The organism is Mucilaginibacter sp., from assembly GCF_965200995.1.
Lineage (GTDB): Bacteria > Bacteroidota > Bacteroidia > Sphingobacteriales > Sphingobacteriaceae > Mucilaginibacter.
Map to the genome: position 1 here is coordinate 1,956,564 of NZ_OZ241743.1, position 19,127 is coordinate 1,975,690.

Consider the following 19,127-nt stretch of genomic DNA (forward strand, 5'->3'; position numbering starts at 1 on the left):
TATGATGCTTAAACATGTATTGATTGCCGAGGATCAGGAGAGTGCAAGTATTTCTGTACGTAAAACGCTCGAAGACTTGGGCGTTACCGCTATTGATTATGCCTATTACTGTGATGATGCTTTGCTTCGCATCCGTAAGGCACTGGCAGAAGATAAACCCTATGACCTGCTGATTACTGATCTTCACTTTGAGGAGGATAGCCAGGTGCAGCAGCTTAGCGGAGGCGCTGCCCTGATTACCGCAGCACGGCAGGCGCAGCCCCAGTTAAATGTGCTGGTGTTTTCGGCAGAAAATAAACCAAAAGTGATTGATTTGCTGTTTACTGACTTAAGCATCAATGGTTATGTACGCAAGGCCCGTTACGATGCGCAGGAACTTAAGCTGGCCATAAAAATGATAGATCAGCAGCGGCAACATTTTCCGGGTCATTTGCGGCAACAGATACAGCAAAAGAATGCGCATCAGTTTACAGATTTTGATATCACCATCATTTCGCAGCTGGCGCAGGGACAACTGCAAAAAAATTTACCGGCTTACCTGCAGGCCCGCCATATTAAGCCATCCGGCTTAAGCAGTATTGAGAAGCGGCTAAATATAATGAAAGAAACTTTCGGCTTTTCCAAGAATGAACAGCTGGTTGCCTTTTGCAAAGACAACGGTATAATTTAATTTTTCTGCAAGCCAATCCATAATATTACTTACAGTTTCAATCCCCCGTAAAGAACCCGAAAAAGCTGCCCGGAACGTATAACTGTGATTTTTTATTAAAAATAATCAGCTTTTACGGTTTCCCGTAATTTATACTGCTTGCCTCAGTTTAGCTTTGGATGTCATTAAAGCTGGCTAAGATGCTGAAGGAATATTTTATATACCCGAAAGTGCAGTACAATGGCAGCTATATAATTAATGAAGAATGCTGCTGCTGGCTGCAACTGCCCGAATGCAGGCTTTGCACTTTGCCGGTAGCTTAAGCGGTTAATGGCAGTAAGGGTTTAACATGCAGAAACTACAGCGGGGCGTAAAATTAACCTTGCTTTGGGTTTCACTAATGGTACAGTTGCATTGCACCAATGCAAAAACCGTTTATGTATGCGGCAGCGGGAATGCAACGCGGTATCATTACCGTTCAACATGCCCGGCGCTAAACCATTGTACGTACCAGGTAATTAAAACCACAAAGGCAGAAGCAGAGAAAGAAGGAAAGACCCTGTGTAAATGGGAACGCTGATTTTATACTTAACCAACCTTGTAAGCAATATATATGTTATTTACCAAAGCCGATTTATTATATAATTACAACTGGCAATACAACAAAAAAGACAATGCTAAACTCAACAGCGGCCCTGATAGCAGCCTGCTTAACCGGAATGAGGGTTATGAGGTGCTGTACGTAATACATAAACTAATGGCAGCCTGGGGGCTTAAGCAACGGAAAAGCGGCCAGAAAATTGAAAAGATGATCATGTGGTATCCAAATGATTTAGAAAGCCTGATTGCCGTTAAAGAGTGGATTCAAACTAACTGGAATCTGTATTAACAATAAATTTGTAACAACTATTATAAAGCTACTTACTGTATAACCTATACCTCTTCACCTAAATTTATCATTTTTAACAAGGCAGCGCACAAAAGCGCTGCCTTTTTTCGTGCTTTTAACACAATACCGCAGTTATAGCCACCATTCAGAATTTGCAGGAATGGCAAAAGCCTAAAAAAGGCCCTGCTTGGGTAAAAGCAGGGCCTCTTCGTATACTATTGGATCTTTATCAGATCAGAATGGCAAATCATCATCATCAGGTGCCGAGCTCAGGTCAACCGGCGGGGCATATTCAGGCGTGGTGTTATTGTTGGCGCCGCTCAAAACACTTACCTTCCAAAGCTGAAGCGAGTTGAAATAGGTTTTCTTACCGGTTTTATCCGTCCAGGGCCGGCCTTTCAGGTTAAATGATACATCTACATCATCACCTACACGTACGTTATCCAGCAGGCTACAGCGGTCTTGAATAGCCTCAAACTTCAGGTATTCAGGATACTGCGGATTTTCAATATATTCGAGTATAAGCTCTCTCTTTTTTAAACTATCGGTCACCTGTTGGGTGGGCGATACTTCATGTACTTTTCCTTTAATCTCCATAGTGATTTACGTTTATCAAAAGTAAAGATAATGCATTAAATTGTAAATGAGGCATTATTTAATCATAAATTTGCGGGTCAAAATGGATATTTTTCAACATAAAAGCAGGATAATAATTACCTGCAACAAAAGGCTCTCACCTTACCTGCAGCAAGAGGTAGAAGCGCTGGGCTTTGTGCCGGAGCGGGTATTTTCTACCGGCATTGAGCTGAACGGAACAGTGAATGACTGCATTACCCTCAACCTTAATTTACGCTGCGCCAGCCAGGTACTGTATTCGCTTAAAAGTTTTACCGCAGCCGATCCGGACGAGTTATATAAAGAGCTGGTAACCATAGAGTGGGAGAACCTGATTGATTTCAGCGGTTATTTTTCCATTACCTCCAATGTAAATAATGAGCACATCCGCACGCCGCTGTTTGCCAATGTAAAGGTAAAGGATGCCATTGCCGACCGCATTAAATCCATTAAAGGCATACGCCCCAACTCGGGCCCGGAGCAGAATAAAACCGTTATCCATTTATACTGGCAGGATGATAAGGCCGATGTGTTTGCTGATACCTCCGGCGAAACACTGGCCAAGCACAGTTACCGTAAACTGCCGGGCAAAGCGCCGATGCTGGAAGCACTGGCGGCCGCTACCATAATGGCCACAGGCTGGGACCGCAACAGTACGTTTGTTAACCCCATGTGCGGCTCGGGCACACTGGCTATTGAGGCCGCCTTGCTGGCTACTGATAAAAGCCCCGGCTTTTTCAGGATGAATTACGGCTTTATGCACTTGCTGGGTTATGATGAGCAGGTGTTTTTTGCCGAACGCCGCAAATTAAAAGATAAGGGGAAAAAAGAAACCGGCTTTAAAATCATCGCCACCGATTTGGCGCCGGAGGCCATAGATATTGCACAGCGCAATGCCCGTACTGCGGGTGTAGAACATTTGATTGATTTTGCTGTTGCTGATTTTGCCGATACAGAAGTGCCGGAAACGCCTGGCGTTATCATGTTCAACCCCGAATACGGCGAACGTTTGGGTACGCACAGTAAGCTGGAAGCCACTTATGCCCGTATCGGCGATTTTTTAAAGCAGAAATGCGGAGGCTACCGGGGTTATGTTTTTACCGGTAACCCCGACCTGGCTAAGCGGATAGGCCTGAAAGCCGCCCGCCGCATTGAATTTTATAACGGTAAGCTCGACTGTCGCCTGTTGGAATATGATCTGTATCAGGGCAGCAAAAGAGAACCCAAAGAAGATTAAGATGAAGAAAAGTTTGATATTGATGCTGCTGATATTATCTGCAGTATACGTAAAAGCGCAGCAAGGGCTGGCTTTCCCGTTTCAGGGTGGCAAGCAGGTAATGATGAACTATTTTAAAGGCCACATTACCATACCGCAGGAATTGAACAAAAAGGCGGCCTCCGGAGCGGTAGTATTTAAGTTTACGGCTGATGATAAAGGCGCCATTAAAAAAGTTATTGTGTATTACGCTGATGATCTGACCCTGGTGCAGCCGCTGATTGATGCCATAAAGCAATCAGACCGGAAATGGATTATACCTGATGGTGAAAAACTGCATGATTTTTTGCTGCCGGTAACTATTACCTATACCGCACCGGCCGGTGGCAGTGTGGCCAGTGCTCAAAAAGCGGCTTATAATTATGCCATCAACCGTAAGCCGGTAATTTCTTATGACCAGGTACCGCTGGATATGGTTACCCTGTTGCCTGCCGTGGTGGTGAGCTATGAGCTAAAAACCGAATAAATATTTCTGCTACGGTGTTTAAACAAAATCTGTTTAAACGCGTACTTCGTAAATTATTAGTTATTGTGTCAATAAGCCCTTTGAACTAAGTTATTTATGAAGCAGAATATTACTGCCAAAATTAAGATGGTAGCCGCAAATATCAGAAGATTACGCGAGCAGTTGCATTACACACAGGAATATTTAGCAGCCAAGCTAAGCATCTCGCAAAACGCCTACAGCAAAATAGAGCTTGGCTATACCAAGATTACACTGGAGCGTTTGTTCCAGATTGCTGACATCTTAGAGGTAGACAGTTTTGAGCTGATCAATGCACAGTCGGGCGAAAAATTAGCCAGCTAAAATCTTAGTGACGGAACTGTTAATGTTCGGAAGGCTTTTAGCTGGAATAACCGTGAGCATGGCCTGAATTTTATTTTTCAAGTACCTGTAATAACAGTACCCTATCACCCGGGCCTAACCCGTTTTCAGCTCCATGTTTCCCCTCGTGCAGGCATAAAGCAGGAGGTAAATAAGGCTGGTAAAAGTACAACTAAAAGTTGTAAAAAGTGTAAACCCTGTGTTTTTGTAAAATACTGTATATCAGCGCATTAAATGTAATATTTTCAAAAAAGTGTAAACTTTGGGTTTACACTTTTTGGGCAGATCAGAAGATAAAACACCCACATCCGCAAGGCAGCAATCTGGTTGTACTGAACCTGTTTCGGCGTAATATGAATGCGGTACTTTCAGCTTAAAGTCTTCCAAAAGTTTGGCGTAACAGGCCCGCCGTTTATATTTGCACCTTATACCTGTATTGGATGATACTTCAAAATCAACTGGTTGCCCAAACTGCCGCCTATGTACAGCAAGCCCTGCAACATGCCGAAGGCGGGCATGACTGGTGGCACATATACCGTGTATGGAACAATGCAAAACTGATTGCCGCTACCGAAACGGTAGATTTGCTAACCGTTGAGCTGGCTGCCCTGCTGCACGATATTGCCGACAGTAAGTTTCATGGAGGCGATGAGGAGATAGGCCCTCAAACTGCAATCCAATTTTTAAACAGTATACAGGCGCCGGCTGAGGTTACGCGGCATGTTGGGGAGATCATCAGGCACATGTCGTTTAAAAACAGTTTAGGCAGTGTGCATTTCCATTCACCGGAGTTGGCCGTGGTGCAGGATGCCGACCGCTTGGATGCTATTGGTGCCATAGGTATAGCCCGCGCCTTCAGCTATGGCGGATTTAAGGGGCGCGAAATACACAACCCCAATATAGAACCTGCACTGCACATGAGTAAAGAGGCCTATAAAGCTTCTACGGCGCCTACCATTAATCATTTCTACGAAAAGTTACTGCTGCTGAAAGATAAAATGAATACCGCAACCGGTAAGCAGCTGGCACAACAGCGGCATGAATTTATGGAAGCCTATCTGCAGCAATTTTATGCGGAGTGGCAAGGTGAGGTTTAATAAAAAGGGCTACTTTTACGCCTAATAAACGGCGTATGAAAAAACTCTTACTTTTAACAGCACTCCTATATTCTGCATTATTTACCACCGCTTCGGCACAGGACAACAGGGGGCACCTGTTTGATCTGGATAATAACAAGGATAGCACTGTAAAGCAGCAACGCTTTAACTTTCACTTCCAGCAAACGGTAATTACCCAAACACACCCATCGTTTTCGGCCAAATATACCGGCGATAACAGTTTACTGACCAAAACCGAGGCGGCCAGTACGCTTACGGCCACCTTGTATGGCGGTGCCCGGTTGTGGAAGGGCGCCGAAGCTTATTTTAATCCCGAAATTTCCGGTGGTTCGGGCTTTAGCCAAACTTTGGGTGTAGCCGGCTTTCCTAATGGCGAGGCCTTTCGGGTAGGCAGCTCATCGCCTAAAATCTACATTGCCCGCTTATTCCTCACCCAAAATTTTGAGTGGGGAAAGGAAAAAGACACGGTAGCTGACGACCTGAACCAACTGGCCGGATTGAAAAGCAAGAGTTATTTTTCTATCACCGCAGGCAAATTTGGTATGGCCGATTATTTTGACGGTAATGAGTTTAGCCATGATGCCCGCAGCCAGTTCATGAACTGGTCGCTGATGGATAATGGGGCCTGGGATTATCCGGCCAATACCCGTGGCTATGTCATTGGCACCTATGCCGAATTAGGTATGCCCACCTGGACCTTGCGCTATGCCTTCACCATGACGACTACTGCCGCCAATGGCTCCATTTGGGATGGGCGTTTAGGTAAAGGCAATACGCAATCCCTGGAGTACGAAAAGCGATATACCATTAACGGGCAAAAAGGTACAGTGCGCATTCTGGGTTTTAACAACAATGGCAAAATGGGTAAATACCGCGATGCGCTGGCCTTTGCCGCGGCCACCGGCAGCCAGCCCACTATTGATACGGTGCTGGCTTACGGGCATCACAAATATGGCGCAGGCATTAGTGCCGACCAGTACCTGACCAAAGATTTTGGCGTATTTGCCAAAGCCAGCTTTAACGACGGGCATACCGAAACCTGGGCGTTTACCGAGATTGACCGCTCATTAAGTTTTGGCGCTACCCTGAAAGGCAGCAGATGGAAGCGCGGAGATGACGAAATGGGGCTGGCCTTTGTGGGCAATGGCTTATCAAAACCACACCACAATTACCTGGCCGCAGGCGGTTACGGCTTTATTATTGGCGACGGCCGCCTCAATTACAGCCCCGAACTGATTGCCGAGTTTTATTATAAACTGAACGCCTACAAAAAAGCGTTCTGGCTATCGCCTGACTACCAGTTTGTGGTGAACCCGGCTTACAACAAGGATAGAGGGCCGGTTCATGTTTTTTCAATCCGGGCGCATATTGAGTTTTAGGCAAAAAACAAAACTTATAAAACCTTGTCATTGCGGGGAATGGGCGCCATCCCATAGCTAAGCAAATCCGCTTTGTTTACAACGAGATGGTGTCCGTTCCTTGAAACAATAAAATCTTTATTCCTGCTCCTGATAATCTTGCCTCAGCGCCTGCTTAATCTTTTCAGCCGTAGCTTTTAGCTGCTCATCGGTAAAGCTCAACTTAGGCCGGGCAAAGTTCAGATCATCTACCCGGTTCATCGGGATGAGGTGGATATGTACATGCGGCACTTCAAGGCCGATTATCGCTACCCCTACTTTTTTGCAAGGGATAGCTTCTTTAATACCCGTAGCCACAATTTTGGCAAATAGCTGCAGGGCGGTATAAACATCGTCTTCCAGGTCGAATAGATAATCGGTTTCCTGCTTGGGTATCACCAGTACATGCCCTTCGGCCAATGGGCTGATGTCTAAGAATGCCAGAAAATCGTTGCTTTCGGCTACTTTATAGGCAGGCAGTTCGCCCGATATGATTTTTGAAAAGATGGTTGCCATAGTTAATGTGTAGATGTGCAAATGTGCAGATATGCAAATAAATTGATAGTGTGATGCTGATTAATAAATGTACCTGTGCACAAAATGTTCTGTAATTTAAAGTTGATTATTTGCACATCTGCACATTTGTAATCTGCACATCAGCTATCTGCTGATTTCCAGTATCTCAAATTCCATTTTACCGGCAGGCACTTGTATTTCAGTTTTTTCACCTACTTTTTTACCCAGTAATCCTTTAGCAATAGGCGAACTTACCGAAATTTTACCGGCCTTTAAATCAGCTTCGCTTTCTGAAACCAATTGATAGGTCATGGTAGCGCCGTTCTTCATGTTTTTGATCTTTACCTTAGATAAGGCCAGTACTTTGGTAGTGTCCATCTTCGACTCATCCAGTATGCGGGCGTTAGACAGTGTTTCTTCTAACTTGGCTATTTTGGTTTCGTGCAAACCCTGGGCTTCTTTGGCTGCATCGTACTCTGCATTTTCTGATAAATCACCTTTATCACGCGCCTCGGCAATGGCTTTGGCAATATTGGCGCGGCCGCTGGTTTTAAGCTGCTGTAACTCCTCTTTCAGTTTGTCTAATCCTTCTTTGGTGTAGTATGATATTTCTGCCATAACACTTATAATTTACAATGCTTTTGTGAATAGATGATATTAAAAAAAAACCGCCCTGCTTCGTTGTTCAAGGCAGGACGCGCGGTTATAAAAACAAACAAGACTATGCAGCCCCCGGCCATCATAGTCTTGTTTGGTAATCAAACGAAGATAAGCGTTTTAAATTTCAATCTCCAAATTTTGCTGCAACAATTTACTTCGATTGAAGATTTATAGCTGATGGTGTGAATTATACTATGGCCGCTTTTACCTATATTTGAACAGAGGTTGATGTGGATAAAGTAAAGATTCTGGAAAAATACATGCCGGCCACTGCTGCCCCGGTAATAAGCCGGTGGATAGATTATTTTAAATGCGAGTTTAAAATATCGCGCAGCCGCAGCACCAAGTTTGGCGATTACCGGGCGCCCTTTCAGGGCCGGGCGCACCGCATCTCGGTGAACCACAATTTAAACCCTTATGCCTTTCTGGTAACTACGGTGCATGAGTTTGCCCACCTGTATACCTGGAACCAGCACCAGCATAAAATAAAGCCGCATGGCGCCGAGTGGAAGCAGAATTTCAAGAAGATGATGCAGCCCTTTTTTGAGCAGCAGGTATTTCCGGCTGACATTCGGCAGGCTATCACCCAATACTTAAATAACCCTGCCGCTTCCAGCTGCTCCGACCTGAATTTATACCGCGCCCTGCGCAATTATGATATACCCAAGCCGGATGTGCTCACAGTAGAAAAGCTGCCTGCCCAGGCGCTGTTCCGGTTTAAAGACGAACGCATTTTTAAAAAAGGGGAGCAGCTGCGTAAGCGTTTTAAATGTGTGGAAGTAGCTACCAGGCGCATTTATCTTTTCAGCCCTGTTGCTGAGGTAAGATTGGTGGGTTAAGCAGTGTTTATCTGCTTTCATACCTCGCAATGACGCGTTGATGTAAAATTCTGCATTAAATCAATAAAAACGTTGGAGGGTTACCGGTACTGCCATTAGCTATTTAATAATTTGATTTGCTCTTCCAGCAATCGGTAATCAGCAGTTAATTCAGTTCTGGTCAGCATTTTCTGTGCACCCCAGCCGGTATTCTCATCAATATCGCGCTGGGCAGGGTCTCGCGGATATATTTCTTCTAAAGTCAGCATCGGCTTAATATTTAATCAGTTTCATCAGTGTTTCGTCCAGTCTGGCTTTGGCTGAAAACTGGTCTTCCAATCCTTTATTCATCGGTATAGCGGTATCTAAACTGGCACAGCGGGTAACCGGCCCGTCCAGGTACTCAAAACAGTGCTCGGTAAGGTGTGCTGCAATTTCTCCGCCAAAACCGCTGGTTAAAGTGTCTTCATGCAAAATAAGTACTTTGCTGGTTTTGCGTACACTGGCCTCTGCTGCCGCTTTGTCCCAGGGCTGCAGGCTGCGCAGGTCAAGCACCTCTATTGAATATTGCGGATGCTGCTGCACCCATTCCAGCGCCCAGTGTACCCCCAAGCCATAGGTAATTATCGAAACCTGTGTGCCCTCATGTACTACCTTAGCTTTGCCAATTTCAACTTCATAGCGTCCCTCAGGTACTTCGCCGCTCAGGCTGCGGTACAAATACTTGTGCTCAAAGTACATCACCGGGTTAGGGTCGTTAATGGCCGCCATCAGCAGCCCCTTGGCATCGTCAGGAAAGGCAGGATAAACCACTTTAAGGCCGGGAACTTTGGTGAACCAGGCTTCGTTGCTTTGCGAGTGGAACGGCCCTGCGCCCGTACCTGCCCCTGTAGGCATGCGGATTACGGTATCGGCCGCCTGCCCCCAGCGGTAATGCGTTTTGGCCAGGTTATTTACAATCTGGTTAAAGCCGCAGGTTACAAAATCGGCAAACTGCATCTCCACCACCGATTTGTAGCCGCTGATGGCCAGCCCCAAAGCCGTACCCACAATGGCCGACTCGCACAACGGCGTATTGCGTACCCTGGCAGTGCCAAACTCGGCAGCAAAGCCTTCGGTTACTTTAAATGCGCCTCCGTATTCCGCAATATCCTGTCCCATCAAAATCAGGTTGCGGTGCCGGTGCATGCTCAGGCGCAAAGCATCGCTAATGGCGTCAATAAAGCGCTTATGCTGGGTGGCCGGTGGCGAGGAGCGGGGAGGCGGAGCAACAGGGGCGGGGGCGTACATGCCTGCCAGTTCTTTTTGTACCTCAGGCACCAAATCCAGCTCTTGTAAGGCCCGTTCTACGTCGGCCTCAATCAATGGCGTTAACTCACGCTTAATTATGGCCGGCCATTCGGGGCGGAGGATAAAGTTATCAATAAGCTGCTGCTCAAAGTTGTAAACCGGGTCTTTAACCTTCCATTCTTCCAGTAGTTGCGGCGGTACGTATTTGATGCCCGAGGCTTCTTCATGCCCCCGCATCCTGAAGGTCATGCACTCCAGCAGTACCGGGCGCGGATGCTGCCGCATACTGGTAGCCAAATCTTTAACCGTGTGGTATACTGCTAAAAAATCGTTACCATCAATCTGGCGCCCTTCCATGCCATAGCCAATGGCCTTATCCACAATACGGGCGCATTTAAATTGCTCATGGGTGGGGGTGGAGAGGGCATAGCCGTTATTTTCCACTAAGAAAATAACGGGCAGGTTCCAAACGGCAGCCACATTCAGCGCCTCATGAAAATCGCCTTCGCTGGTAGCGCCCTCGCCGGTAAAGGCTAATGTAACCTTAGGCCGCTTGCCCATCAGGTTAGCCAGGGCAATACCATCGGCCACAGCCAGCTGCGGGCCTAAATGTGAGATCATGCCCACAATATGGTGCTCATGCGTGCCAAAGTGAAAGGAGCGGTCGCGCCCCTGGGTGTACCCCGAAGGCTTGCCCTGCCACTGGGCCACCAGCCGGAACAGCGGCATGTTGCGGGCGGTAAATACGCCCAGGTTGCGGTGCATGGGCAAAATATATTCATCAGCTTCCAGCGCCAGGGTGGCGCCTACGGCGATGGCTTCCTGCCCGATGCCCGAAAACCACTTGCCTATGCGCCCCTGCCGCAGCAACACCAGCATCTTCTCCTCCACCAGGCGCGGCCATAACAACGTCTTATAGAAGTTAATAAGGGTATTGTTATCAAGATCCCGCCGGTCGAAATTCATATAGCTAAGCTAAAGAAGTTTTTTAAAATTGAGAATGACAGATTAAGCCGGTAAACCAAAAATAGCGGGATGCGCAAAAAGGCACTTATCCACAATTTGTCAATTTTAAAAAACACTTTTCCACATCATACATTTTCCCTACATTTGCGGGCTAATTATCGCTCATTGAAATCATTAAAAAAATATTCAATTCCGTTTACCGGCTTAAAGCTGGGCAAGCACGAGTTTGATTATGCGATTACTGATGCCTTTTTTGATGAGTATGAGTATTCGCTGGTTAAAAAGGCCGATTTACAATGCCATGTGGAGCTGGACAAGCAGGAAACCATGCTGATCCTTGACTTTCATATTAAGGGCACTGTAGGGAAGACCTGCGACCGCTGCCTGGCTGCTTTTCCGCTGCCGCTTGAGTTGAACGAGCAGCAGATAGCCAAGTTTAGTGAAGAGGAAATTGATGAAGACGAAGAGATAATTACCCTGAGCAGGAAAGATCATGAGATTGATATTGCCGGGTTGTTATACGAATACATTACCGTAGCCGTGCCTTTTGTAGGCACCTGCGGTAACGAGGGCGATACGCCCTTTTGTGATAAGGAAATGCTGGACCGGCTGAACAAGCTGGCAGGCAGTGAAAATGAAAACAAGGGCACAGACCCCCGCTGGGATGTGCTCAAAAACATTAAATGAATTAATATCAGGAAGTTATGCCAAATCCGAAACGTAAGTTCTCCAAATCAAGAACCGCAAAGCGCAGAACCCATTACAAAGCCGAAGCGCCTACTTTAACCACTTGTGCCACCACCGGCGCTGTACATTTGCCGCACCGTGCTTACATGGTTGACGGTAACCTGTACTACAACGGTAAAATACTGATTGAAAAAACTGCAGCTGCCTAAGCGTAATTTTCTGCAATGAAGATTGGCTTGGATATTATGGGCGGCGATTATGCACCTGAAGCAACTGTTTTAGGTGCTGTTGAAGCCTATAAAACATTAGCGCCGGGGCAGCAATTAGTGCTCATTGGTGATAAAGATATTGCTGCATCTATCCTTCAGGAAAACGACTTTAACCCCGACCTGCTGGAGTTTGTGCATACCACCGAAGTGATTGGTATGAGCGAGCACCCTACCAAAGCTATTGTACAAAAGCCCGGTTCCAGCATCAGCGTAGGCTTTAAATTGCTGAAGGAAGGGCAGATACAGGGCTTTGCTTCGGCCGGTAATACCGGCGCCATGCTGGTAGGCGCCATGTTTAGCGTAAAAACCATACCGGGCGTTATCCGCCCGGCCATGACGGCTATTGTACCCAAACTTAAAGGCGGTTTGGGTATTATTTTAGATGTAGGCGCCAATGCCGACTGTAAGCCTGAAGTGATGCTGCAATTTGGGGTATTGGGCAGTTTGATGGCCCAAAACATCTACAACATCAACAGCCCCAAAGTAGCGCTGATGAACATTGGCGAAGAAGAAGAGAAAGGCAACCTGCTTGCGCAGGCCACTTATACCTTAATGAAGGAAACCGCCCCCTTTAACTTTGTGGGTAATATGGAGGGGCGCGATCTGTTTACTGATAGCGCCGATGTAGCCGTTTGCGATGGGTTTACTGGTAACGTAATATTGAAGCTGTCAGAATCCTTTTATGTGATTACCCTGAAAAAGGGGTTTAAAGACGAGTTTTTTGACCGCTTTAATTACGAGCAGTATGGGGGCAGCCCTATTTTGGGTATAAATGCTCCTGTAGTGGTAGGCCATGGTATCTCTAACCCTAAGGCCATTAAAAATATGGTGCTGCTTACACGTGATGTGATAGAAAGCAACCTGGTAGGAAAAATAAAGCAGGCTTTTCAATAACTTAGTATAACGTATGAGTAAAATTCAGGCTGCAATTACTGCAGTTCATGGGTACGCCCCCGAGTATGTGCTCACCAACCACGAGCTGGAAACCATGGTGGAGACCAATGATGAATGGATCATGTCTCGTACCGGCATCAAAGAGCGCCGTATACTTAAGGGCGAAGGCTTGGGCACTTCTGATATGGCCGTTCCGGCTGTTAAGGCGCTGCTCGAAAAACGGGGCATCAGCGCTGAGGAGATTGAACTGATTATTTTTTGCACTACTACGCCTGATATGCCTTTTCCGGCAACGGCTAATATTTTAGCAGACAAAATAGGCGCTAAAAATGCCTGGGGGTTTGATTTGCAGGCCGCCTGCTCGGGCTTTGTATATGGCCTGGCAACCGGCGCGCAGTTTATAGAGAGCGGCAAGCACACCAAGGTACTGGTGGTGGGTTTCGATAAAATGTCATCCATCATTAACTATCAGGACCGTGCTACCTGTATCATATTTGGCGATGGCGGCGGCTGTGCCTTGTTAGAGCCCAATACAGAGGGCCTGGGCATTATAGATTCGGTATTAAAAAGTGATGGTGCCGGGCGTAGCTTCTTGCACCAGAAAGCCGGCGGCTCACTAAAACCGGCCAGCCATGAAACGGTTGATGCCATGGAGCATTATGCCTACCAGGAAGGCCAAACCGTGTTTAAGTTTGCCGTAACCAACATGGCCGAGGTGGCAGCCGAAATTATGGACCGCAACCGGCTTACGCCCGATGATATTGCCTGGCTGGTACCGCACCAGGCCAATAAGCGTATAATAGATGCTACCGCCAACCGCATGGGCATCAGCGCTGATAAAGTGATTGTGAATATTGAGCGCTATGGCAATACTACCAATGGTACCATACCGCTGTGCTTGTGGGAATGGGAAAGCAAGTTTAAAAAAGGGGATAACCTGGTGCTGGCGGCCTTTGGCGGCGGTTTTACCTGGGGTTCGCTGTATTTAAAGTGGGCTTACTGATTTTGCGCAACAATTTTAGTTTAATTTGTTATACCTTAGATTTTTCAGTAAATCTTAATCCAAAACCAATTGCATCCTAAGTATGGATATTAAACAAATTCAGGATTTAATTCGCTTTGTATCAAAAGCCGGAGTAAGTGAAGTAGCTATTGAGCAAAATGATTTCAAAATTACCATAAAAACCGGCCAGGCTCAAACTTTAGTAACTGCTACTGTTCCGCTTACGCCGCCTACACCGGTTCAGGCCGCGCAGGTTTCGGCACCGGTAACCAATGCACCGGCGCCTATTGCCGTAGCAGAAGCTGCCGCTGCCCCCGCCACTGCCGATACTTCAAAATACATTACCATTAAATCGCCGATGATCGGCACTTTCTACCGTTCGTCCACGCCTGAGAAACCTTCGTTTGTAAACGTAGGTGATGAAATAAGCAATGGCTCGGTACTGTGCATCATCGAAGCCATGAAGCTGTTCAATGAAATTGAATCAGAGATAGCAGGCCGGGTAGTAAAAGTACTGGTAGATAATTCTTCTCCGGTTGAATATGATCAGCCTTTGTTTTTGGTAGAACCTGTTTAAGCTGATGTGCAGATATGCAAATGTGCGGATGTGCTGATTCTTTCCTATGAAGATGAAGCCGGAAAGCAGGTATGTAAATCAACACTCAACTACTTTAAATAATTAAAACATAAATCTGCATGTTTGCAGATGTACATATAGGCACATTGCATTATCAATCTGCACATTTGCACATTTGCATATCTGCACATCAACACATATATGTTTAAAAAAGTACTTATAGCCAACCGCGGCGAAATTGCCCTGCGAATCATTCGCACCTGTAAGGAGATGGGTATCAAAACGGTAGCCGTATATTCCACTGCCGACCGCGACAGCCTTCATGTGCGTTTTGCCGATGAAGCGGTGTGTATTGGCCCTCCCCCCAGCCGCGATTCCTATCTGAATATTCCTAACATCATATCGGCAGCCGAAGTAACTAATGCGGATGCTATTCATCCCGGCTACGGTTTTTTGTCTGAAAATGCTAAATTTTCAGCCATCTGTGCCGAATATGGTATCAAATTTATAGGCGCTACTGCCGACCAGATCAATGCCATGGGCGATAAGGCATCAGCCAAAGATACCATGAAAAAGGCCGGCGTGCCTACCATTCCGGGTTCTGAAGGCTTGCTGACGGATGTAAAGCAAGGCATACAGGTAGCCGGTAAAGTAGGCTACCCCATCATACTGAAAGCCACTGCCGGCGGCGGCGGGCGTGGTATGCGCATTGTGTGGAATGATAGTGAGTTTGAGCCGGCCTGGGATTCGGCCCGTACCGAAGCCGGTGCTGCCTTTGGCAACGATGGTATTTATCTCGAAAAATACGTGGAAGATCCGCGCCATATTGAAATACAGGTAGTGGGCGATCAATACGGTAAGGTTTCTCACCTTTCTGAGCGCGATTGCTCCATACAGCGCCGTCACCAGAAGCTGGTAGAAGAATCTCCTTCGCCATTCATGACCGATAAGCTGCGCAAGCAGATGGGCGATGCCGCTATCAAAGGCGCTAAAGCGGTAAAATATGAGGGCGCAGGCACCGTGGAGTTTTTGGTGGATAAGCACCGCAACTTCTACTTTATGGAGATGAATACCCGTATACAGGTAGAGCACCCGGTTACCGAAGAGGTAATTAACTTCGATTTAATTAAGGAGCAGATTAAAGTGGCTGCCGGCATTCCTATCTCGGGTAAAAATTACGAGCCTACCATGCATGCCATTGAGTGCCGTATCAACGCCGAAGATCCGTTTAATAATTTCCGCCCTTCACCGGGTAAAATCACTAACTTTCATTCGCCGGGCGGGCATGGCGTACGTGTAGATACGCATGTATATACAGGTTATGTAATTCCGCCCAATTATGATTCGATGATTGCCAAGCTCATTTGCGTGGCCCAAACCCGCGAGGAAGCCTTGAATACAATGGAACGCGCACTCAGCGAATTTGTGATTGAAGGGGTAAAGACAACCATTCCTTTCCACCTCCAATTATTGCATGACCCTAACTTTAGGGCAGGTAATTTTACCACCAAGTTTATGGAAACTTTTGAGCTGGCGGTATCGTAAGTAACAACAAAAAAATATCGTCAGAAATGCCATTCTTAAGTTAACAGGAATGGTATTTTTGTTTGCATTATACAATGGAAGAAGAGAATAAAATTATAAAGGCCATCAAGGAAAAAGGGCAGAGCATAGAAGCCGAAATGTCTTTTTTTGATCATCTGGAAGAATTAAGGTGGCACCTTATCCGGGCATCAATTGCCATAATTATCTTTACCGGCCTTGCTTTTTATTTTTATGACTGGATTTTTGACCAGATCATTATGGGCCCAGCCCATCCCAGCTTCTGGACCTACCGGATGCTGTGCAACGTAGGTAACTACTTTCATCGTACCGGCTGGTGTATAGACAAGATCAATATTCATCTGCAGAATAATGAGCTGGCCGGCCAGTTTACCCTGCAAATCAATTCTTCCTTAATTATTGGTATCACCCTGGGTATTCCTTATCTGTTGTACGAAATCTGGCGTTTTATACGGCCTGCTCTGCACGATAAGGAGCGCAAGGCAGCCAGCGGCTTTGTAGGTTACGCCAGCTTTTTATTCATATTGGGTGTGCTGTTTGGCTATTATGTAATCACGCCCATGTCAGTTAACTTTCTGTTGAGCTACCAGGTAAGCAGCATTATTGAAAACCTGATCACGATAGATAATTATTTGTCTTCTGTAACTACATTAACCCTGGCAACCGGGGTTGTTTTTGAATTGCCTATACTGGTTTATGTGCTGTCGGCCTTTGGCTTACTCACACCTAAGCTGATGCGGGAGAGCCGGCGGTATGCCATTGTAATCATATTGATTTTGGCTGCGGTAGTAACCCCTACGCCGGATATTGTAACCATGACGGTGGTCGCCATTCCATTATTCATCTTATTTGAAGTAAGTATCATCGTAGCCGCTACGGTAGAAAAGCGCCGCCTGCAAAAAAGCACCGAGCTCATGAAATCAGAATAGCTAAGGCTTCAGCTTACAGTTATGACAACCACAAAAGACAATTTAAAAATAGCTATCGGATCAGACCATGGTGGTTTTGCCTATAAACAGGAGCTGCTGCAGCACCTGCAAGCGGCGCACGTAAAAGATTTTGGAACCTATTCGGCTGATGCTGCCGACTACCCCGATTTTGCACACCCGGTAGCAGCGGCAGTAGAAAGCGGCGAGTTTGATTTTGGTATATTGATTTGCGGCAGCGCCAATGGCGTGGCCATCACCGCCAACAAGCATCAGGGCATACGGGCCGCTATTTGCTGGCAGCCTGAACTGGCCGGCCTGGCACGGCAGCATAACAATGCCAACGTGGTATGTATTCCTGAACGTTTTGTTTCCTTAAAAACCGCAAAGGCAATTGTTGACCACTTTTTAGCTGCTAAGTTTGAAGGTGGCCGCCATGCCAACCGTGTAAATAAAATTTCGTGCTGATATTTCAACTGAAAACATCATATTAGCTAATAAATTTATTCCTGACCGCTCTATATGAAAAAGATTTCCTTATGTGCAGCCCTGCTGGCTTCGGCAGTAGCAGCACAGGCCCAAAACACTACGGCAGCTAAATTTGCCAAATATATTACGGCCGAAGATGCCCGCCGCCACCTGAGCATACTGGCCTCAGATGCTTTTGAAGGCCGCGAAACCGGCAAGCCGGGCGCCGAAAAGGCCGCCAATTATATTGCCGCTGAGTTTAAGAAATTAGGGTTGCAGGCACCGGTAAACGGCTCTTATTTTTTAGATGTTCCTTTGGTAGAAACCAGTTTTAATGTATCGGGCTTTACTTTAAATGGTACTTCTTATACTTTCGGAAAAGATTTTTATGCTACCGGGTCGGCTGAAACTCAAAATGTCAACGTTAACGAAATCGTATTTGCAGGCTACGGTTCTGAAGAAGAACTATCAAAGTTAGATATTGCCGGTAAAGTGATTTTTATAATTACCGGCGCAAAACCGGCCACAAGCGGAGCGGAGCCGCAACCGCTCTCCCGCGCAGCAAGAACAGAGCTAACAAAACGCCTTACCAGTAAAAGGCCGGCATTAGTACTGTCTGTTAATAAAAATTTAGCTGCGCTGCTAAAAAGAATGGGTGGTAACACCAGTGGCGGCCGCCTGGAAATTAAAAAAGAAGCAGCGCCGGCACAACAACCGGTTACAGTTACCATTACGCCCGAAATGGCCGACCAGCTGCTGAAAAACAGCGGTAAGACTTATGCGCAGTTAACAACAGCTGCTGATGCAGGCATGGCTACCGAAGCGTTGAAGGCACAGGTTGCTGCAACGTATGGCTCGGTCAGGAAAGATGTAAAGGCGGTTGATGTGTTAGGCTATATGCCGGGCTCTGACCCTAAGCTTAAAAATGAAGTGTTGGTATTTTCCGGTCATTATGACCACATTGGTCTTAATCCTACCGGCCCGGATAAGGTAAACAACGGCGCCGATGATGATGGTTCGGGCACTACCGGCGTATTAGAAATTGCACGCGCTTTCAGCATGGCTAAAAAGGCGGGTAAAGGCCCGCGCCGCAGTGTGTTGTTCTTAGGCAACGTAGGCGAAGAAAAAGGTTTGTTAGGTTCTGAGTACTATACCGATCATCCGGTATTCCCGCTGGCTAACACCGTTGCCGATTTGAATATCGACATGATTGGCCGTATCGGTTTCGAATATCAGAACAAGCCGGATTCTGCTAACAGCGTATATGTTATCGGCTCGGCCATGTTAAGCAGCGATCTGCGCAAGATCAGCGAAGCGGCCAATAACCAATATACCAAGCTGGAACTGGATTACAAATATGATGATCCGAAAGACCCGAACCAGTTCTACTACCGGTCTGACCATTACAACTTCGCCAAGCATGGCGTGCCCATCATCTTCTACTTTAACGGCGTACACCAGGATTATCACCAGCCGGGAGATGAAGTAAGTAAAATTAATTTCCCGCTGCTGGCTAAACGTGCGCAACTGGTATTCTATACCGGCTGGGAACTGGCCAACCGCGACAAGCGCCCTGTGGTTGATGGCAAAACTGAATCATCAGGAACTAATTAATATCAAGATGTTTTCCCCTTGTCATTTCGACCGGAGGGAGAAATCTTCTGCTGCATACAAGCCGCTCAAAGAAGATTTCTCCCTCCGGTCGAAATGACATTTTTGT

At 46.5% G+C, this 19,127-nt stretch carries 23 protein-coding genes; 18 read left to right on the forward strand and 5 right to left on the reverse strand.

The genetic code is table 11. From position 1 onward, the window contains the following. Window position 1: 1 nt before the first annotated feature. From ACY652_RS09260 to ACY652_RS09270, 3 genes are all read left to right on the forward strand, one after another. Window positions 2-670, forward strand: coding sequence for a response regulator (locus ACY652_RS09260; protein WP_462268132.1), 669 nt, complete (start codon window positions 2-4; stop codon window positions 668-670). Window positions 671-828: 158 nt separating this feature from the next. After that, entirely contained in the window at window positions 829-972 is a 144-nt protein-coding gene (locus ACY652_RS09265) for a hypothetical protein (RefSeq protein ID WP_462268134.1), read from the forward strand. A gap of 290 nt (window positions 973-1,262) precedes the next feature. Continuing rightward, a complete protein-coding gene (locus ACY652_RS09270) occupies window positions 1,263-1,538 on the forward strand; it encodes a hypothetical protein (RefSeq protein ID WP_462268136.1) in 276 nt (91 codons plus the stop codon). Window positions 1,539-1,772: 234 nt separating this feature from the next. On the opposite strand, the gene ACY652_RS09275 is transcribed toward ACY652_RS09270, so the two are convergent. Beyond that, window positions 1,773-2,135, reverse strand: a complete 363-nt coding sequence (locus ACY652_RS09275; RefSeq protein ID WP_462268138.1) for a DUF3127 domain-containing protein — start codon at window positions 2,133-2,135, stop codon at window positions 1,773-1,775. Between the two features lie 82 nt (window positions 2,136-2,217). Here ACY652_RS09275 and ACY652_RS09280 point away from each other — a divergent pair, with 82 nt between their 5' ends. From ACY652_RS09280 to ACY652_RS09300, 5 genes are all read left to right on the forward strand, one after another. Then, window positions 2,218-3,390, forward strand: a complete 1,173-nt coding sequence (locus tag ACY652_RS09280; RefSeq protein ID WP_462268140.1) for a THUMP domain-containing class I SAM-dependent RNA methyltransferase — start codon at window positions 2,218-2,220, stop codon at window positions 3,388-3,390. A 1-nt stretch (window position 3,391) separates the two neighbouring features. Next, window positions 3,392-3,895 (forward strand): hypothetical protein, encoded by a 504-nt coding sequence (locus ACY652_RS09285; protein ID WP_462268142.1) that lies wholly within the window; start codon window positions 3,392-3,394, stop codon window positions 3,893-3,895. 96 nt (window positions 3,896-3,991) lie between these two features. Then, entirely contained in the window at window positions 3,992-4,237 is a 246-nt protein-coding gene (locus ACY652_RS09290; protein ID WP_462268144.1) for a helix-turn-helix domain-containing protein, read from the forward strand. 458 nt (window positions 4,238-4,695) lie between these two features. Beyond that, complete coding sequence (locus tag ACY652_RS09295) at window positions 4,696-5,352, forward strand: HD domain-containing protein (RefSeq protein WP_462268146.1); 657 nt, start codon at window positions 4,696-4,698, stop codon at window positions 5,350-5,352. Window positions 5,353-5,387: 35 nt separating this feature from the next. Continuing rightward, entirely contained in the window at window positions 5,388-6,752 is a 1,365-nt protein-coding gene (locus ACY652_RS09300) for a carbohydrate porin (RefSeq protein ID WP_462268148.1), read from the forward strand. Between the two features lie 117 nt (window positions 6,753-6,869). Here the strand turns inward: ACY652_RS09300 and ACY652_RS09305 are convergent, their stop codons facing one another. Together ACY652_RS09305 and greA are read right to left on the reverse strand one after the other, a co-directional pair. Beyond that, complete coding sequence (locus ACY652_RS09305) at window positions 6,870-7,286, reverse strand: HIT family protein (RefSeq protein WP_462268152.1); 417 nt, start codon at window positions 7,284-7,286, stop codon at window positions 6,870-6,872. Between the two features lie 144 nt (window positions 7,287-7,430). Then, on the reverse strand, window positions 7,431-7,904 hold the full coding sequence (gene greA, locus ACY652_RS09310; protein ID WP_462268154.1) for a transcription elongation factor GreA: 474 nt from the start codon (window positions 7,902-7,904) through the stop codon (window positions 7,431-7,433). A gap of 272 nt (window positions 7,905-8,176) precedes the next feature. Here greA and ACY652_RS09315 point away from each other — a divergent pair, with 272 nt between their 5' ends. Beyond that, window positions 8,177-8,785 (forward strand): SprT-like domain-containing protein, encoded by a 609-nt coding sequence (locus tag ACY652_RS09315; RefSeq protein ID WP_462268156.1) that lies wholly within the window; start codon window positions 8,177-8,179, stop codon window positions 8,783-8,785. A 95-nt stretch (window positions 8,786-8,880) separates the two neighbouring features. On the opposite strand, the gene ACY652_RS09320 is transcribed toward ACY652_RS09315, so the two are convergent. Both ACY652_RS09320 and ACY652_RS09325 read right to left on the reverse strand, forming a co-directional pair. Further along, window positions 8,881-9,033, reverse strand: a complete 153-nt coding sequence (locus ACY652_RS09320; protein ID WP_462268158.1) for a hypothetical protein — start codon at window positions 9,031-9,033, stop codon at window positions 8,881-8,883. A 4-nt stretch (window positions 9,034-9,037) separates the two neighbouring features. After that, window positions 9,038-11,020, reverse strand: coding sequence for an alpha-ketoacid dehydrogenase subunit alpha/beta (locus tag ACY652_RS09325; RefSeq protein ID WP_462268160.1), 1,983 nt, complete (start codon window positions 11,018-11,020; stop codon window positions 9,038-9,040). A 165-nt stretch (window positions 11,021-11,185) separates the two neighbouring features. Here ACY652_RS09325 and ACY652_RS09330 point away from each other — a divergent pair, with 165 nt between their 5' ends. The 9 genes from ACY652_RS09330 to ACY652_RS09370 all read left to right on the forward strand — a co-directional run bounded on the left by ACY652_RS09330 (window position 11,186) and on the right by ACY652_RS09370 (window position 19,021). Beyond that, window positions 11,186-11,707, forward strand: a complete 522-nt coding sequence (locus ACY652_RS09330) for a YceD family protein (RefSeq protein ID WP_462268162.1) — start codon at window positions 11,186-11,188, stop codon at window positions 11,705-11,707. Between the two features lie 17 nt (window positions 11,708-11,724). Further along, on the forward strand, window positions 11,725-11,916 hold the full coding sequence (gene rpmF, locus ACY652_RS09335; protein WP_462268164.1) for a 50S ribosomal protein L32: 192 nt from the start codon (window positions 11,725-11,727) through the stop codon (window positions 11,914-11,916). 15 nt (window positions 11,917-11,931) lie between these two features. Then, window positions 11,932-12,870, forward strand: a complete 939-nt coding sequence (gene plsX / locus ACY652_RS09340) for a phosphate acyltransferase PlsX (RefSeq protein WP_462268166.1) — start codon at window positions 11,932-11,934, stop codon at window positions 12,868-12,870. Window positions 12,871-12,883: 13 nt separating this feature from the next. Beyond that, on the forward strand, window positions 12,884-13,873 hold the full coding sequence (locus tag ACY652_RS09345; protein ID WP_462268168.1) for a beta-ketoacyl-ACP synthase III: 990 nt from the start codon (window positions 12,884-12,886) through the stop codon (window positions 13,871-13,873). Between the two features lie 82 nt (window positions 13,874-13,955). Beyond that, window positions 13,956-14,450 carry an acetyl-CoA carboxylase biotin carboxyl carrier protein gene (accB, locus tag ACY652_RS09350; RefSeq protein ID WP_462268170.1) on the forward strand — a complete coding sequence of 165 codons (495 nt, stop codon included), beginning with the start codon at window positions 13,956-13,958 and terminating at the stop codon, window positions 14,448-14,450. Window positions 14,451-14,651: 201 nt separating this feature from the next. After that, the gene (accC, locus tag ACY652_RS09355) at window positions 14,652-15,995 is read left to right on the forward strand and encodes an acetyl-CoA carboxylase biotin carboxylase subunit (RefSeq protein WP_462268172.1); all 1,344 of its coding nucleotides are present in this window, start codon (window positions 14,652-14,654) and stop codon (window positions 15,993-15,995) included. A gap of 74 nt (window positions 15,996-16,069) precedes the next feature. Then, window positions 16,070-16,942, forward strand: a complete 873-nt coding sequence (gene tatC / locus ACY652_RS09360) for a twin-arginine translocase subunit TatC (RefSeq protein WP_462268174.1) — start codon at window positions 16,070-16,072, stop codon at window positions 16,940-16,942. A 21-nt stretch (window positions 16,943-16,963) separates the two neighbouring features. Continuing rightward, entirely contained in the window at window positions 16,964-17,407 is a 444-nt protein-coding gene (gene rpiB, locus ACY652_RS09365) for a ribose 5-phosphate isomerase B (protein WP_462268176.1), read from the forward strand. Window positions 17,408-17,461: 54 nt separating this feature from the next. Next, entirely contained in the window at window positions 17,462-19,021 is a 1,560-nt protein-coding gene (locus ACY652_RS09370) for a M28 family peptidase (protein WP_462268178.1), read from the forward strand. The last annotated feature ends 106 nt before the right edge of the window (window positions 19,022-19,127 follow it).

Coding starts and splice junctions, on each gene's coding strand:
- ACY652_RS09290 (WP_462268144.1), top strand. CDS start 3,992: ATGAAGCAGAATATTACTGCCAAAATTAAGATGGTAGCCGCAAATATC.
- ACY652_RS09260 (WP_462268132.1), top strand. CDS start 2: ATGATGCTTAAACATGTATTGATTGCCGAGGATCAGGAGAGTGCAAGT.
- accC (WP_462268172.1), top strand. CDS start 14,652: ATGTTTAAAAAAGTACTTATAGCCAACCGCGGCGAAATTGCCCTGCGA.
- rpmF (WP_462268164.1), top strand. CDS start 11,725: ATGCCAAATCCGAAACGTAAGTTCTCCAAATCAAGAACCGCAAAGCGC.
- ACY652_RS09280 (WP_462268140.1), top strand. CDS start 2,218: ATGGATATTTTTCAACATAAAAGCAGGATAATAATTACCTGCAACAAA.
- ACY652_RS09325 (WP_462268160.1), bottom strand. CDS start 11,020: ATGAATTTCGACCGGCGGGATCTTGATAACAATACCCTTATTAACTTC.
- ACY652_RS09370 (WP_462268178.1), top strand. CDS start 17,462: ATGAAAAAGATTTCCTTATGTGCAGCCCTGCTGGCTTCGGCAGTAGCA.
- ACY652_RS09275 (WP_462268138.1), bottom strand. CDS start 2,135: ATGGAGATTAAAGGAAAAGTACATGAAGTATCGCCCACCCAACAGGTG.
- ACY652_RS09270 (WP_462268136.1), top strand. CDS start 1,263: ATGTTATTTACCAAAGCCGATTTATTATATAATTACAACTGGCAATAC.
- ACY652_RS09265 (WP_462268134.1), top strand. CDS start 829: ATGTCATTAAAGCTGGCTAAGATGCTGAAGGAATATTTTATATACCCG.
- ACY652_RS09295 (WP_462268146.1), top strand. CDS start 4,696: ATGATACTTCAAAATCAACTGGTTGCCCAAACTGCCGCCTATGTACAG.
- accB (WP_462268170.1), top strand. CDS start 13,956: ATGGATATTAAACAAATTCAGGATTTAATTCGCTTTGTATCAAAAGCC.
- ACY652_RS09300 (WP_462268148.1), top strand. CDS start 5,388: ATGAAAAAACTCTTACTTTTAACAGCACTCCTATATTCTGCATTATTT.
- rpiB (WP_462268176.1), top strand. CDS start 16,964: ATGACAACCACAAAAGACAATTTAAAAATAGCTATCGGATCAGACCAT.
- tatC (WP_462268174.1), top strand. CDS start 16,070: ATGGAAGAAGAGAATAAAATTATAAAGGCCATCAAGGAAAAAGGGCAG.
- ACY652_RS09285 (WP_462268142.1), top strand. CDS start 3,392: ATGAAGAAAAGTTTGATATTGATGCTGCTGATATTATCTGCAGTATAC.
- plsX (WP_462268166.1), top strand. CDS start 11,932: ATGAAGATTGGCTTGGATATTATGGGCGGCGATTATGCACCTGAAGCA.
- ACY652_RS09345 (WP_462268168.1), top strand. CDS start 12,884: ATGAGTAAAATTCAGGCTGCAATTACTGCAGTTCATGGGTACGCCCCC.
- ACY652_RS09320 (WP_462268158.1), bottom strand. CDS start 9,033: ATGCTGACTTTAGAAGAAATATATCCGCGAGACCCTGCCCAGCGCGAT.
- greA (WP_462268154.1), bottom strand. CDS start 7,904: ATGGCAGAAATATCATACTACACCAAAGAAGGATTAGACAAACTGAAA.
- ACY652_RS09305 (WP_462268152.1), bottom strand. CDS start 7,286: ATGGCAACCATCTTTTCAAAAATCATATCGGGCGAACTGCCTGCCTAT.